Origin of the sequence: Nostoc sp., from assembly GCF_036917095.1 — a bacterium.
Taxonomy (GTDB): Bacteria; Cyanobacteriota; Cyanobacteriia; order Cyanobacteriales; family Nostocaceae; genus Nostoc.
This window is the reverse complement of record NZ_JBALFH010000043.1, coordinates 19902-35237: the sequence shown is the minus strand read 5'-3', so window position 1 is coordinate 35237 and position 15336 is coordinate 19902. Positions and strand designations below refer to the sequence as shown.

At 43.2% G+C, this 15336-nt stretch carries 14 protein-coding genes; 8 read left to right on the top strand and 6 right to left on the bottom strand.

Annotated elements, in window-relative coordinates; translation table 11 throughout:
- Positions 1-23: 23 nt before the first annotated feature.
- The 3 genes from V7L01_RS24145 to V7L01_RS24135 all read right to left on the bottom strand — a co-directional run bounded on the left by V7L01_RS24145 (position 24) and on the right by V7L01_RS24135 (position 2487).
- Positions 24-1019, bottom strand: coding sequence for a glycosyltransferase (locus V7L01_RS24145; protein ID WP_335039169.1), 996 nt, complete (start codon positions 1017-1019; stop codon positions 24-26).
- 91 nt (positions 1020-1110) lie between these two features.
- Positions 1111-1806: a DUF6391 domain-containing protein gene (locus V7L01_RS24140; protein ID WP_335039167.1), complete on the bottom strand. Its 696-nt coding sequence runs from the start codon at positions 1804-1806 to the stop codon at positions 1111-1113.
- Positions 1807-2223: 417 nt separating this feature from the next.
- A complete protein-coding gene (locus V7L01_RS24135) occupies positions 2224-2487 on the bottom strand; it encodes a helix-turn-helix domain-containing protein (RefSeq protein ID WP_292870113.1) in 264 nt (87 codons plus the stop codon).
- A 362-nt stretch (positions 2488-2849) separates the two neighbouring features.
- Here V7L01_RS24135 and V7L01_RS24130 point away from each other — a divergent pair, with 362 nt between their 5' ends.
- Positions 2850-3827, top strand: a complete 978-nt coding sequence (locus tag V7L01_RS24130; RefSeq protein WP_335039165.1) for a carbohydrate kinase family protein — start codon at positions 2850-2852, stop codon at positions 3825-3827.
- Here the strand turns inward: V7L01_RS24130 and V7L01_RS24125 are convergent.
- A complete protein-coding gene (locus tag V7L01_RS24125) occupies positions 3754-3969 on the bottom strand; it encodes a hypothetical protein (RefSeq protein WP_335039163.1) in 216 nt (71 codons plus the stop codon). The genes V7L01_RS24130 and V7L01_RS24125 overlap by 74 nt on opposite strands.
- Positions 3970-4076: 107 nt before the next feature.
- Between V7L01_RS24125 and V7L01_RS24120 the strand changes: the two genes are divergently transcribed.
- Positions 4077-4508, top strand: coding sequence for a DUF6006 family protein (locus V7L01_RS24120; protein WP_335039161.1), 432 nt, complete (start codon positions 4077-4079; stop codon positions 4506-4508).
- Between the two features lie 26 nt (positions 4509-4534).
- Here V7L01_RS24120 and V7L01_RS24115 read toward each other — a convergent pair whose 3' ends face one another.
- Entirely contained in the window at positions 4535-5212 is a 678-nt protein-coding gene (locus V7L01_RS24115; protein ID WP_335039317.1) for a polysaccharide deacetylase family protein, read from the bottom strand.
- 557 nt (positions 5213-5769) lie between these two features.
- On the opposite strand from V7L01_RS24115, the gene V7L01_RS24110 reads away from it, so the two are divergent.
- The 3 genes from V7L01_RS24110 (at position 5770) to V7L01_RS24100 (ending at position 8819) form a co-directional block, all read left to right on the top strand.
- Positions 5770-6594: an RnfABCDGE type electron transport complex subunit D gene (locus tag V7L01_RS24110; RefSeq protein WP_335039159.1), complete on the top strand. Its 825-nt coding sequence runs from the start codon at positions 5770-5772 to the stop codon at positions 6592-6594.
- 17 nt (positions 6595-6611) lie between these two features.
- Positions 6612-8009 carry a DUF2330 domain-containing protein gene (locus V7L01_RS24105; protein WP_335039157.1) on the top strand — a complete coding sequence of 466 codons (1398 nt, stop codon included), beginning with the start codon at positions 6612-6614 and terminating at the stop codon, positions 8007-8009.
- A 159-nt stretch (positions 8010-8168) separates the two neighbouring features.
- Positions 8169-8819: a sigma-70 family RNA polymerase sigma factor gene (locus tag V7L01_RS24100; protein ID WP_335039155.1), complete on the top strand. Its 651-nt coding sequence runs from the start codon at positions 8169-8171 to the stop codon at positions 8817-8819.
- A 328-nt stretch (positions 8820-9147) separates the two neighbouring features.
- Here the strand turns inward: V7L01_RS24100 and V7L01_RS24095 are convergent, their stop codons facing one another.
- Positions 9148-10086: an alpha/beta fold hydrolase gene (locus V7L01_RS24095; RefSeq protein ID WP_335039153.1), complete on the bottom strand. Its 939-nt coding sequence runs from the start codon at positions 10084-10086 to the stop codon at positions 9148-9150.
- A gap of 107 nt (positions 10087-10193) precedes the next feature.
- Here V7L01_RS24095 and V7L01_RS24090 point away from each other — a divergent pair, with 107 nt between their 5' ends.
- From V7L01_RS24090 to V7L01_RS24080, 3 genes are all read left to right on the top strand, one after another.
- On the top strand, positions 10194-11084 hold the full coding sequence (locus tag V7L01_RS24090) for a shikimate dehydrogenase (RefSeq protein WP_335039150.1): 891 nt from the start codon (positions 10194-10196) through the stop codon (positions 11082-11084).
- Between the two features lie 208 nt (positions 11085-11292).
- Positions 11293-13740: a two-partner secretion domain-containing protein gene (locus V7L01_RS24085; protein WP_335039146.1), complete on the top strand. Its 2448-nt coding sequence runs from the start codon at positions 11293-11295 to the stop codon at positions 13738-13740.
- Positions 13741-14101: 361 nt separating this feature from the next.
- Positions 14102-15304: an alpha/beta hydrolase gene (locus V7L01_RS24080; protein ID WP_335039145.1), complete on the top strand. Its 1203-nt coding sequence runs from the start codon at positions 14102-14104 to the stop codon at positions 15302-15304.
- Positions 15305-15336: the final 32 nt, after the last annotated feature.

Sequence of the window (15336 nt, the reverse complement as noted above, 5' to 3'; positions counted from 1 at the left end):
GTGTTCTCTGCGGTGCGTTTCTATTACTTAAAGTATTTCTTTCTCAACTTACCGTATATTTTCTGAGCGAATAATTTCGCCATCCGTATTTGCGTCAAACTCTTAATATTAGACGGCTGCTGGATTTTGTGGTCAAAAAACTCATTTAACTCATTTAAAATAACTTGCAAACGCTTAAGAATGTTTTCAGTCCGATATTCAGCTAAAAATTCCTCAGACAAACTAAAAGCTACTGAAGAATCAATCACCTTCAGAATCCGTTGGACATCATATTCTTGTGAATATCCAGCAATTTTATAGCAGTTAAATCCTGGGTCTAAGTAATCAGCCAGTCCACCGTTGACACTAGAAAATACTTGACAACCACAGGCAAGAGCTTCCATTGGTTGCAGACCAAATCCTTCACTAACACCCTGTTGTGCCCAGTACTCAGCCGAATCATAAAGGTAAACCTTAGCTCGGTTGAATAGTCCAGGTAAATCCTCTACATAAGAATCAACAACCAATACTTTACAACGTTTTTGTAGCGCTGGAATCAATTCTTTAATTAAATACTCAGAAGACTTCCGAGCCTGAACTAAAACATCAATATCCCGTTCAATTCCTAAATTTTTAAACTCATCAGAAATTTGATTAGGCAAATAATAAATCAGAGAATTGGGTGATTTTTCTCCCCAATATCCCATTGTATAGCGGCTGACAGTGACGATTGGAATACTGGCTCTTAGCGTGAATGGATAACCTGGACTATGTGCATGGTAAACGACATTGTATTGCTTAAGTTTAGCCACTAGTTGAGCTACATCAAATCCCCAACTGATGACAAAAATTACATCACTTAAATTTTTCTCTTTTAGCAAATCATCAAGAAAAAGCTTACCTTTTTCGCGTTGACGGTAAGTTACAACATCAGCACTACAGAGCTGCTGAACCAGATTAAGTGCTTTTAACTCAGCCCAAAGACCACCACAGGCAAATTTGCCATCTGTACCGGGGAGTAAGAAGTAAAGTTTTCTCATAATTTTCTTAGGGGAATGGGCATTAGGGGAGTAATTTTGAATTTTGAATTTTGAATTTTGAATTTTGAATTGTTTCCCCCTCTTGCTCTCTTCATTCTTGCCAGCCCACTTTAACAAAATGTGCCTCACGCCCCCAAACGTCACGTGTACGGGTAATATTTTCTATTGTTAGGTTAAAAGGAATGGCGGTTGTTAGGTAACGCTGTGCCATAGAACCTAAATCAGGTGCGAGTTCAGCGGCTGTCGTCGCTGCTAACCCCAAACCTATAAGTTGCTCGATTGGTCGAAATGGTAGCAACAGATGCACACCTACAGCTAGTCCAGCTGTTAAGAGCATTGCTACTGATAAATTTGTGCCGCAACGAGGATGTACAGCCAAATCCCATTCTCCACTGGTGAGGCGATGTCGAGCAAGTATGACCCCACGCCGCAAATCACTAATATTCACCTCACCATAAAGGTAAAATCCCTGCTCAGTAGACAAACCGCCTAATAATTCGTTATCTAGTTGAACGTTAGTAGCTCCTTTAGCAGGATAGGCACTTTTTGATTCGCTAAGAACCCAAACAGTAGCGTGTTCTAAGGCGTGAACCTGCCGCAGCATCAAAATTTCTTTCAACCCTGGAATAAACGATAGCTGCCTGAGTAAGTCGGCATCTTGTGTGGGTTGCGGAAAGTCTAAGGGTCGGTATTCTGGGGCCGGAATCTCAGATATAGGTGTCGTAAAATCGAAGTTAAAAAATTCAAAGGGAGACGAGCTACCTTGAAAAGAAGCAGAAGTATTCATTGGAACACTGCTCTCCAAGCCGATGGAGCAACATAGATTTCTTTCAAATGTAACGCTTGCACCACTGAATTGTTGCTAATTTTTGTGGATGATTGTTTTGCTGGGGCATTGGGCACAAGAGGCAGAGGTGCAAAGGGGCAGAAGGGGGAAAGACTTGCTGCAACTTCTCCCCTGCTCCCCCAGTTCTACACCTGTTCTGCTGAATTTGAAAAGGAATTGCGATCTTTGTTATAGTTTCCGAGTCCGAGGGTCAGCTGGCTCCACTAACATAAACTCCGGCTGAGTGAAGGACTCGGAACTTTTGGTAGAGTGTTCACACTGAAAACTTAGGCGTGAAGAGGGAAACAATCAGTAAACCTCAAAATTGGCTATTTAGTGTACCAGACCAGAGCAATTACGTTGCTACTTGTAAACTATTTATTCGATCTGGTTAGGTAGAGTACAGCAATTGACATCATTCAAACAGACTTTGCCCCACTGTAAAGCCCAGCGGACAAGGGCTACTCGATTATCTGTCTCAGTCTTAGTGAGAATATTGCTGATATGGTTATCAACTGTACGTTTGCTAATCTCCAGTTTTGCTGCAATTTCTTGGTTAGTTAAGCCAGCGGCCACTAAGTCGATAATTTGCAGTTCTCTGTCTGACAGACTAACGGGGGTCTCAGACTTGCCACCAGCCATGACTATTTCTATCCTCGCTTGGTATATGTACTTAATCGCTCTTTCTAATTCTAGAGGATTCTTTTGTTGGTAGGGGTTTCAAGTGTTAGCAGTAATACTATTGTCAATATTTTCTTTGGATTTAAAGTTGGCATAAATCTAACCTTAAAATTTTATGGTATAAATAATACAATTTTTGTAAAAATATTTAAGTTTATTCACTGAGATAAATTTAGAGAGTATTAGAAGCATATACATGTTATGGGAGTAGTTAAAATTGCTATTTAATTCTATGAAGGACTGGCGACAGATTAGCAAAAATTATTGTAGATTTTATACTGTAAATTCCTAATCCCAAATCGAAATCTAAAATTGAAAATGAGATGAGCAATCCCCGTGTTTTGTGCCTTGGTGAAATTTTGTTTGATTGTTTAGCCGATCAATTAGGGCTAAAGCTGGAAGAAGTAAAATCTTGGACTCCCTACCCAGGAGGGGCACCAGCTAACGTAGCCTGTGCTTTAGTCAAGCTGGGGACATCAGCCGGCTTTATCGGAGCCGTTGGCGAAGATGAACCAGGGAATGCACTGGTCAAACTATTACAAGATGTAGGTGTAGAGACTATGGGGGTACAACGCCATCCCACAGCACCAACGCGGCAAGTTTATGTTACACGGGATCTGGCTGGCGATCGCACCTTCGCCGGATTTGGTCAGTATGATACCTCTGAATTTGCCGATACTCGCCTGCAAGCTAAACAATTGCCAAATTCGCTGTTTCAAGAGGCAGATTTTCTGGTTTTGGGTACTTTGGAATTAGCCTATCCTGAAAGTGAAGAGGCAATTCACCGCGCCCTAGAGTTAGCAGAACATTACGATCTGAAGATTGTGCTAGATGTCAACTGGCGTCCTGTATTTTGGGAAGAGCCAAACATCGCTCATCAAAAAATTCCAGAATTATTTAAGCGAGTCGATTTCCTCAAGCTTTCTAAAGAAGAAGCTGAATGGTTATTTGAAACAGCAGATCCCGGAGCAATTACTTACCGTCTAGCTTCAATTGAAGGAGTGCTAGTAACAGATGGGGAAAACGGTTGCACCTATTGTCTGGGTGAGAACGAAGGCAAATTACCTTCATTTTCTATCCCCGTAGTTGATACAACTGGTGCAGGGGATAGCTTTTTGGCAGGATTCATCCATCAATTGAGTCAGAACGGCATCCACAGCTTGCGGGATGCAGAAACAGCAAAACGCATTGTCACCTATGCCAGTGCTGTTGGAGCACTGACTACCATTAAACCAGGTGCGATCGCTTCTCAACCAACAAATGCTGAAGTCGAAGCTTTTCTAGCCGCACATCAACTTTAGGAACTCTAGTATAAGCCACTGGGATATCAGCCTTTGGTGGCTGATACTCCAGACTAGAAAATGGATGAAAATCTTCATTCATGCCATTGTGCGATCGTGTTGCACAACAGACTACACAAAACTCATCAAAAGTCTTGAGCATGAAAAAAATATTAAATCTTTATACTTTCATTATTTGCATAAACAACAATCTTGATACCTATAAGTAAATAGAAAATACAGATTACTTTCAGGTATTGGTGAAGCATTATGAAAAACATCACAAAATGGCTTTTAGGTTTAGCGATTATTCCTGCAAGTTTGGTATTGGCAACTAGTCATGCTAAAGCAAGTCAGCTTGCTAGTGAGTGGTTCTTTGGTCTCTGGGATTGTAATATTGACGGTAGACCAGCCAAAATGCAGTGGAAAGTAGTTGATGACCCACAGACTAGTTGTAGTGGTGATGTTTGCTCTACTACTTCTGGTGTGCGTCTCGTCGGGCGATTTAGTGATAACGGTAGTGCGTGGGTTCCTCTAGGAAAACGTTTTTCCAGCACACAAAGACAGGATTTAGGTATTCGTTATTTAGGTGCAGAACAAGATAACTGGTATCTCAAATACAACAGTCGTACTAAAATCGCAGATGGTTGGACGACATGGCGAGGTAAGCGCTACCCACTGCAATGTCGTAATCGCAGATAAACTTTAATGCCAAACACGCTAATACTTTAGTTTGTTTTAGCTTGCTCCCACAGAGTATCAACAGTTACAAACTCATAACCTTGTTGTAGCAATTGCGGAATGAGAATTTGAATTGTGGCAGCAACATCTTGTCCACCGCAAGCACCATCATGTAAAACTATTAGCGAACCATTTTTGACCTGTTGCATAATTCGTTCTACTACAGTATTTACGCCTGGTCGTACCCAGTCTTCTGGTACAACGCTCCACATTACTGGACGGTAATTCCACTGAAAGAATAAATTTAAAGTAGCAGGTGTGAATAAACCATTGGGGGGGCGGACATCTCGCACTTGTTTTGGTCGCAGGTTGCAGGCGTTATAAATGGCAGCTTGGGTTTTTTCTAAACTGTCCTTCAGGTCATTTGGGGAAAGCATGGGAAAAGAGCGATGATCGTAGCCATGCAATCCGATCCAGTGTCCGCGATCGCTAACGGCTTTAGCAATGGCTGGTGAACGGTTGACGCAAACACCCAACCAAAAAAAACTCGCTGTAATTTTGTAACGATCTAACACTGCCAAGACTTCGGGTGTGTATTGCGGATGTGGCCCATCATCGAATGTGAGTGCGATCGCTTTAGAATTGGAATTTCCTGCCCAAAGGCAGTTGGGAAAACTTGGTTGGAGAACGCGGTAGATAATTGGGAATAGGGGAGCTAGTTGCATTTTGCCTTTATCTGGTGCTGACAACTTTTTGTAGGTGTTGCTTACGAAACTGCGATACCACCCAATACGCTTGGGTTAAGCACATTTATCTGTTAATGCAGGCAAGGGGGAGCAGGGGAGGCAGGGGGAGAAAAAAGCTTAACTGAACTGTATTGCGATACCACCCCAATACAATGCCTCAATATTCTAGCCAAATTGGATGCCTTGGCAGACGATTGCCACAGAAGGGGCAGTAAACTCCAGTGCTGACCAAAGCAAATCTAAAATAGCCAGTGGCATATCATCAATGAAGGCGTTTAATCGCAAAGTTTCCCAGTCTTCTTGGCTGGGGAATAAGATTTTTTGACCGTCAATATCAATACAAGTGTGTCTGATGCTAGGGTTATTTGAGTTCGTGAACTTGTGGCATACTTCTATACCAAACCTCTCCCCGTTTTACCAAGAAGACGCGGAGAGTGGAGACGCTTTGTAACAAAATCTGTAACAGCAATGCCATTTGACCTAGCACTCGTCTAAATTGATGAGAAATCTACGGGAAATCCCTGAATAAAAGGGTAATGTTGCTCAAAGATATACGAGACTATCAAATTCTATTTCTGGGTTTATTCTTAGTCTTGGGAATCGGTACACGAGATTGGACGCTGCGACCAGAGTTGATTGGGGTAGCGATCGCCACCAGTCTGGCAACCCAATGGATCTTGTCATTAGTTACTGGTAAAGAACCAATGGCGAATCTTCGCAGTGCTTTAATTACCTCACTGGGACTCAGTTTACTGTTGCGGGCTGACCACTGGACGACAATGGCAATAGCCGCAGCAATTGCGATCGCCAGCAAATTTATCTTCCAAGTTGGGGATAAGCATTTCTTCAATCCCGCCAATTTTGGCATCATATCTGCCTTGATTCTGACTCCCAATGCTTGGGTTTCGCCGGGACAATGGGGTGAAGAGTGGTGGTATGGATTATTATTTGCCGGCACTGGCGGCATGATTTTGCAGCGCGTTGGTCGCTGGGACACCACAGCAGCTTTTTTGGGTTCCTACTCTTTGCTAGAGGCGATTCGCAATCTCTGGCTGGGTTGGACTTGGGATGTTTACTGGCATCGATTGATGAGCGGGTCTTTACTGCTGTTCGCCCTATTTATGATTACAGATCCGCGATCAATTCCCAATTCCCGAATTGGGCGTGTAGTTTGGGCAGTTTGCATAGCTGGATTAACTTTTATCCTACGGAATTATTTCTTTATTTCCACAGCAGTTTTCTGGGCGCTGTTTGCCCTTGCGCCGTTGACCATCCTGTTAGATGTTCTGTGGCTAGCCCCAAGGTTTGCTTGGCAAGAGGGAGATGAGGGAGCAGGGGGAGAAGTTCTTACTCAGCATTAAAAATACAGAGGTATAAAATGAAATTTTTTCGACTTTTAACCCCATTATTGTTGGCAATTGTAGCTGTTTTGTGCTTTGCACCAGCAGCCTGGGCATTTTGTGGATTTTATGTAGCTAAAGCTGATACAAAACTGTATAACAAAGCTTCTCAGGTGGTTATAGCGCGGGATGGCGATGGCTTCGCCAACACCAAGGGTGAACGCACTATCCTAACAATGGCAAACGACTTTCAAGGCGAAGTCAAAGATTTTGCAATGGTAGTACCTGTACCAACGGTGCTGCAAAAAGAGCAAGTTCGCGTTGCTGAACCCAAGATTATCGAGCGCCTAGATGCTTTTAGTGCGCCGCGATTGGTAGAATATTTCGACCCAGATCCTTGTGCCCCAGTTTACCCGCAAGAGTTATCAGCAGCACCAGCGCCAGCAGCAGCGAGAAGTGAGGCGGGGGGTGCAAGGGATGATACTAGTTTAGGTGTAACAGTCGAAGCACGTTTCAACGTCGGCGAATACGACATTCTGATCCTTAGCGCTAAAGAATCTGGCGGACTGGAAACTTGGCTCAAACGCAATGGCTACAAAATCCCCAGAGGTGCGAAACAATTACTTCAGCCTTACATTCGCTCCTCAATGAAATTCTTTGTTGCTAAAGTCAACTTAGATAAATTCGAGCAATCTGGCTATCAGTTCCTCCGTCCGCTACAAATTTCCTACCAGTCACCTAAATTCATGCTGCCAATTCGTTTGGGCATGATTAATGCCACGACAGAGCAGGATTTAATTGTGTACATCCTCTCGCCTCAAGGACAGGCAGAAATCACTAACTACCGGACGGTGAAAATTCCCTCCGATGCAAACATTCCCTTGTTTGTTAAAGATGAATTTGGTGAATTCTACAAATCCATGTTTCAAACTGCCTACACCAAAGAAGATAGGAAAGTTGGTTTTTTGGAATACGCTTGGGATATGGGTAGTTGCGATCCTTGTTCTGCTGAACCCCTAACTCCAGAAGAACTCAAGCAAGCAGGTGTCTTTTGGTTAGATGATAATTCTGAAAGCAATGTGCCAGTACGCCCCGGCTTCGGTCGTGCTTTTCCTCGAAGTAACGTCTTCATCTCTCGGTTACATGTCCGCTACACCCGCGACAAATTCCCTGAAGACTTGATATTCCAACAAACTGCTAACAGTGAATCTTTCCAAGGGCGTTATGTTTTGCAACATGCGTTTCAAGGGGAACTCAAATGTCAGGCGGGTAGAGAATATAAGCGGTCTTTGCCCAAGCGTTTTGAACAAGAGGCGCAAACTCTGGCTAAACTAACCAACTGGAATATCCAAGACATTCGCAACAAAATGAAGCTGAGTGTTGGTAATCTGACATATTCCTGGTGGGAAAATTTATTTTCTTGGCTGGGATTATAGTCTTTATCGCAAGCAGGGAGCAGAGGGGAGAATCGACTCCCCTGCACCATCCCAATGCCAAATGCTTTTTGAAAAAAGATATAGCATCTTGACGAAAATTTTTTAGAGTGTTGTTATACGCAATACTAAGATATTCTTGCTTTCTTCGCCAAGATTCTCATGGTTCAATTCGATGAACACCTACGCCGCTTAGTTAGCGAAGCCTGTGAACACCCATCTGGAAGTCCTCAGCGTCAGAAGCTGCTCACGCAAATTATTCGCTTGACAGCAAATAGACTCTGGAGAGAAAGTACTCCTTATTATCAAGATGCACTACAACAAACTTGGTTGTATTTCTGCCGCAATGTTTGTGAAGGTTTGACAGGTCAAATCTATGACCCCACCTATGGCAGTGTCATCACCTGGTTAAATGCTTACCTAAAACGGAGACTACAAGACTTTTACATTAACCAGAATCGAGAACAAGCCACAACAGTCCCTCTTCGGGTTCGTCAGTCTATATCGGGTGGAACAGGTGAAACCATCGATCCTGTTGATAACCTTCCAGCGACCCCCCAAGCACCTCCCATTCTGGAAGACTTAGAAATATGGGTTAAGACAGATTCTCAAGGAGAACTGCGCGGTACTTACATTAAAGGGCGTCCAGATGTGAATTGTCAGGTTTTAATTCTCAGACGCCTACCCCCGGAAGTTAGCTGGAAAGAATTATCTGAGGAATTTGGGCTGTCAATTCCGACATTAAGCAGTTTTTATCAGCGCCAGTGTCTACCACGTTTGCGTAAATTCGCCGAATTGGAGGGATTGTTATAACAGTTAGCGCGTAACGCACACAAGCTTGAAATGGTACGTTATGCTCTGCTAAGGGACTTCCAAATAAAAAAATATCCAATTAACTCTTGTGGGGTGGGCGACACGAGAGCCATATCAACTCGGCGGGCAGGATGCCCACCCCACAATATTGGATAATTTATTTCTTGGAGTTCCCTAAGACACCCTACAAGACTAATGAGATTTTTTCAAAAACAATTTAGGATTCCGATAGTAGAACGCCCTGTTGAAATAGTCGAATATCGAAAGACAAACTTGCCAATGTCAGCATTGCAGATCGGTCGAAAGCAAATCAAATAAAAAGCCTATATCACTTGGTAATAGACAAAACCCAATCGCCTAAAAGTTGGTTTACTTTATCGGGTATTTCATCATGGGGACAATGACCGGCTGTTAGGAAATGTTCTCTGAGTTCAGGATAATATTGACGAAACTTTTGGGAACGTTCTCTAGCATTCATCCAAGGATCGGCTTCTCCCCACAACATCAACAAAGGACAAGTTAATTGCTTTAGTAGCACATCAACTTTTTCCCCTTGAGGACTGCTAAAGACTGACACAAATACTTCCATTGCACCAGGATCGTAAGCAGGGCGAGCAATTTCTTGTACTAATTGGTCTGTAATTGCACTTTTGTCAAGATAAACTTTTTCTAGAGTTTGGCGAATTACCCAACCTTGTCGCACGTATTGAAATAACAAAGACTGGGCTAAAGGTTGTTGAAAAATCCACTTAGTGCCGTCACCAAGAAGTTTCTGCAAACTAGCGGGTTGTTTGGGAGGCTCAATTTCTGATTGTAAAGCTTCCGGCTCAGATGTCGGCTGACTTTCGCTAAAAGGCCCTGCGCTATTGAGCAAAACTAAACCAGCGGCACTGTCGGGACGTTGCGCTGCAACACACAAGCAAGCATAGCCACCAAGAGAGTTACCTGCTAATACTGCTTTTTGACCAATCACTTCACTGATAAAATCGTGAAGTTGGTCGCGCCACAAGTCGCCACTATACTGCAATTTTGGTTTTGCCGATCGCCCGAATCCCAAAAGGTCGATCGCAAATACTTCAAAATCTTGACACAATCCTGTGATATTCTTGCGCCAGTGGTCTGTGGAAGCACCAAATCCATGTACTAAAAGCAAGGCCGGACGTTGCGCTTGCTTCTCTCCCGCACGCACATAGTAAACATTGTGCCCGCGCCACTGCCAATATTTACCAGGAATTGGGGTTGTAGAGGGGGCTGTAGTTGCCTGCATGATTCAAAGAATTGTTAAGTAGCTTTTAATAATTGTAGGCTAGTCCAAGGAGTAGGGGAGCAGGGGAGACTGGGGGGAAATCACTAATGACTAATAACTAATAACTAATGACTAAAGAAAGATTAATTACAGGCAAAACTAAGCTATTAGGGGTAATTGGACATCCGGTGGAACATTCGCTGTCGCCAGCGATGCATAATGCTGCGATCGCTCATTTGGGATTAGATTACGTTTATCTTCCCTTTCCTATAGCACCAGACAATTTAGAAGTAGCGATCGCAGGTTTCGCAGCTATTGATGTTGTCGGTTTTAGCGTGACTATACCTCATAAACAGGCTATCATGCCCCTGCTCTCAGAAATTACCCCTCTTGCTCAAACTATAGGCGCAGTAAATACTGTTAGTCGCCAAAATAATCAATGGGTGGGGACAAACACAGATATAGAAGGATTTATCGCTCCTTTGCAGACAACGTATAAGCAAGATTGGAGTCAGAAGGTAGCAGTGATTTTAGGCAATGGTGGCGCAGCTAGGGCAGTTGTAGCAGGTTGTCATCAACTAGGTTTTGCCAAAATTTATGTGTTGGGGCGCAATGTGCAGAAATTACAAGCATTTTGCAATAGTTGGAGTAATTCACCTATAGAAGAGAATTTGCAAGTCGGTACATGGGATGAACTAGCAAAATTGATTCCCCAAGCAGATTTGCTGGTAAACACAACCCCCATAGGTATGTATCCCAAGGTTGATGAGTCGCCTTTGAGCGTGGAGGAAATAGCAAATTTACCAAAGGGTGCGATCGCTTACGATTTAATATATATTCCAAAGCCGACGCAATTTTTAGAGCAGGCAGAAAAACAAGGCGCAATTGCGATCGATGGCTTAGAAATGCTAGTTCAACAAGGAGTAGCAGCATTAAAAATTTGGTTGCAGCAGGAAAATGTACCTGTAGAAGTGATGCGTCAAGCTTTGCAACAGCATTTAGGTTTACAGCAGTTTTGAAACCAGAAAAAACTGGAAAATAACACACCTTGAAAGGGCTATTCCTAGTTTAGTCACCCAAGTAAAAATCGATTTTATTACAGATAAATCTCCGATTCAGATGCAACAACCATTAATCTGTGCTGCCATTACAAAAAGTTAATCCTGCGAGTCATAACACCCGTAACGGGAACACTAACTTGAAATCAGGTAAAAGAAATTTTTAGTCATGAGAGTCTTAACCTTTCTATTTCTGTTTACAAGTGGGTTCTTAACTTCAGGAATGATGCGAGCGGCTATGGCTCAAGTAACATCTGATGGTACTACCAACACCATTGTCAACCAAAGTGGTAATAACTTCAGCATCACTAACGGTAGCCGTGTCGGAAACAACCTGTTCCACAGTTTTAGCCAATTCTCACTTCCTACCAACGGCTCTGCATTCTTCAACAATGCCTCAGATATCCAAAATATTTTTAGTCGCGTTAGTGGCGGTAATATTTCCAATATTGATGGTTTAATTCAAGCCAACGGTAGTGCTAATCTATTTTTGCTTAATCCCAACGGCATAATCTTTGGACAAAATGCCAGCTTAAATATTGGTGGTTCATTTATTGCTACAACCGCCGAAAGTATCAAATTTGCTGATGGCGCTGAGTTTAAGGCGATTAGTTCCCAAGCTCCCCCATTGTTGAGTATTGATGTTCCCATTGGTTTACAATTAGGTAGCAATCCTGGGGCAATCACACTTCAAGGTACAGGACATACTTTAACACTTAGCGATAGTCGGACTCCGATCACTCGCACTCCTAGTCCCACACAACTGCGGGTACAGCCTGGAAAAACTCTGGCGTTGGTGGGTGGTACTCTAAATTTGGATGGGGCAACTCTGACTGCCGAACAAGGACGGATTGAATTAGGTAGTTTGGGTGACGCAGGGAAAGTTCGCCTCATCCCAACCACTCAGGGTTATACACTGGGGTATAGCAACGGGCAAAGCTTTGGTGACATTCAACTTGAAAAGAAATCTCTACTAGATGTCAGTGGGGTAAATGCAGGTTCCGTGCAGGTGCAGGGTAAACACATTCAATTTACCGATAGCTCCCTGGTATTGGCACAAAATCTCGGTAATCTTCCTGGTGGCAACCTACATCTGCAAGCATCAGCAGGAATCGATCTGACTGGTACACTCACCGGCATTCGCAGTGAAACCTTAGGCACTGGCACTAGTGGGAACATCAGCGTCATTACTCCCCGATTCAGCCTTCAGCAGGGAGCAGCATTAAACAACATTACTTTTGGAACAGCTACCAGTGGCAATCTTCAGGTTGATGCCTCAGTGCTGGAGATATCCGGCTTTTCGCCCATCAGTTTAAGTGGCAGCGTGATTAACACTAGTACCTTCAGTTCTGGAAGCGCAGGTAATATCTTCGTGAATGGCGATAGTTTACTAGTGTCCGATGGTGCAGGGCTGTCTTCAATATCCCGTGGTAGCGGTGACAGTGGTCAAGTTGTCATTCGCAACATGGATACTACTGTCAGGGGAAGCAACTCGGCACCTATGGGTACTAGGATTGGCTCAACTGCTTTCAGTACAGGAAACGCTAAAACCATAACATTGGATACAGCCAGGTTGTATCTGCAAGATGGGGGAGCAATTACCACAAGTTCGTTTTCTGCCGGTCATGGCGGAGATATCAGGATAAATGCCACAGAATCCATCCAAATTATTGGCAGTAATCAAGTAATAACTAATAGCGGCATCCCTAATAGCGGTATCACCTCGTCCGTACTGAGCCTAAGCCCAACATTCCAGAAACAATTTAATGTATTCTATGATACGCCTGTAGGTGATGCAGGTACTGTGAGCATTACGACACCAAACCTGACGCTTCAGGATAGCGGGGCTGTGAGCGTTACCAATGATGGTAGTGGCAATGGTGGTAGTATCAACCTCACCGCAGATAGTATTCAATTAAAGAATCAAGCTTTAATCCAAGCAAAGACTGCATCTGGTGATGGAGGTAACATCAGCTTAGGAGTTGGCAAGTTATTGCAGCTGCGCGACAACAGCCAAATCACCGCCACCGCAGGCAGTAATGGTAACGGTGGTAATGTTAACATCAATTCACCCATCATTGTTGGATTAGAAAACAGCGACATTATTGCCAACGCAGTTCAGGGACGTGGAGGTAATATTCAAATCATCACACAAGGAATTATCGGCTTACAATATCGTCCACAACTGACTGCTGAAAACGATATTACTGCTAGTTCGCAATTTGGTGTTAGTGGTATAGTCCAAGTTAACAATATCGGTATTGACCCCAATTCTGGTTTGATAGAATTGCCTACCAATCGGACAGACTCATCTAAGCTTATTGCTACAGGTTGTTCTAATAATACTGGCAGCAGTTTTGTGGCAACGGGACGGGGTGGTGTGCCGCAAAATCCTCTTCAACAGGTGACGAGCGATCGCCCTTGGTCTGATATCCGCGATATTTCTGCATTCCAGAAAACGGACAATGTGGCCGCTCAAACGCCTACATTACCAGAGGTTCTGATTCAAGCTACTTCTTGGCATCGTAACGCACAGGGAAAAATCGAGTTAGTAGCAGCACAATCTCCCACTAATATGCGATCGCCTTTAACCTGTACTGCAACTGTAAGTAATTAGTTACTCCAGGAACTTTGCAATCAAGTAAATCGCGATCGCTAGGACTAGCCTTTCAAGGTGTGTTATTTTCCAGTTTTTTTTGGTTTAGAATCTTAAAAGTTGAAACATGAGGTCGATTCTTGAGATAAGTCCGCCACCGATACTGGACTCTCTTTTACAAACCGCTAAAATACCTGCCCTAACAACATTTTTTCTCCACCCAACAGATTTGCACTTCTTTTTACCAAACTCCAAATCTGCCCATCACACAACACCTTGAAAGCGCTAGTCCTAGTAGCTTAAGCCACTTGTTTTAGCCCACGGAGCTGGGCTTTGTTTGTGTAGCTATTTCTTTACAGCCATTATTACCACTCTTTCATTTATGTTTCCCAAACCAAAAATACTTTTCTCATGGCTTGCATTATTACTAAGTTTTACAAGCCTATTTCTTAGTTCTTGGATTCTTCTTCCGCCTCTAAATATGTTTTTACTCACCCTAGCAGTGGGAGCGCCAGAAGTCAGTCCTTGGTTATTGTTATTAAATTTGCTTTCTTTATTACTTTCTTTTTTTTACATCCGTCGCCGTAAATTACAGCGTTTAGCTTGTGTTTTCAGCTTAATAGGTTTGCTAATTTGTGGATGGGTGCTAGTGAATATCCCACTAACTCAAATACAGATGGCTAAAGCCATGAAACAAGGATTGGGAACAAATTATCTAGAGCAAATTCCAGCCCAAGTAACGGCTAAGATGCAAACTCATCCGTTTAACTTAGTTAATTTCTTCGGGGGTATTGCATTAGGCAAAACGCGTCATCAAAAAGATATTCTCTTTGCTTCTCCTGCGGGAGTGCCCTTAAAAATGGAAGTCTACCAACCCTCAGAGGTAGGGAAATATCCAGCAGTGGTAGTAATTTATGGTGGAGCTTGGCAATATGGAAACCCTCATGCCAATTCTGAGTTTAATCAATATATTGCTCATCAGGGATATACAGTATTTGCGATCGCCTATCGACACGCACCTAAATATCGGTTTCCAGATCAGTTAAATGATGTGCGTACAGCCTTAAATTTTATTCGCAAACATGCAGCGGAATATGAAGCCGATCCAGAACGGATGGTACTTATAGGACGTTCTGCGGGAGCGCACCTAGCAATGCTAGCGGCTTATCAACCAGATGCACCACCAATTCGTGCTGTAGTCAACTATTACGGGCCTGTTAACTTGCCTGAAGGATACAAAACGCCACCAGTTCCCGATCCTATTAACACCCGCGCTGTTTTAAAAGTATTTCTGGGCGGTTCTTTAGAAGAATTGCCTAATCAGTATCAAATTGCTTCACCAATAAATTATCTGACGCATCCTTTACCGCCAACTTTATTAATTTACGGCAGTCGTGACCATTTGGTGGAAGCGCGATTTGGCAGACAGATGTATGAACGTTTACATGACTCTGGTAATACTGCGGTTTTTCTAGAAATTCCTTGGGCAGAACACGCTTTTGATGCCGTTTTTAACGGTGTGAGCAATCAATTAGCGTTGTATCATACTGAGAGGTTTTTGGCTTGGGCGTTGTTCAAGCAATAATTTTCTAGACTTAATGAGATTTACTCAGCCCT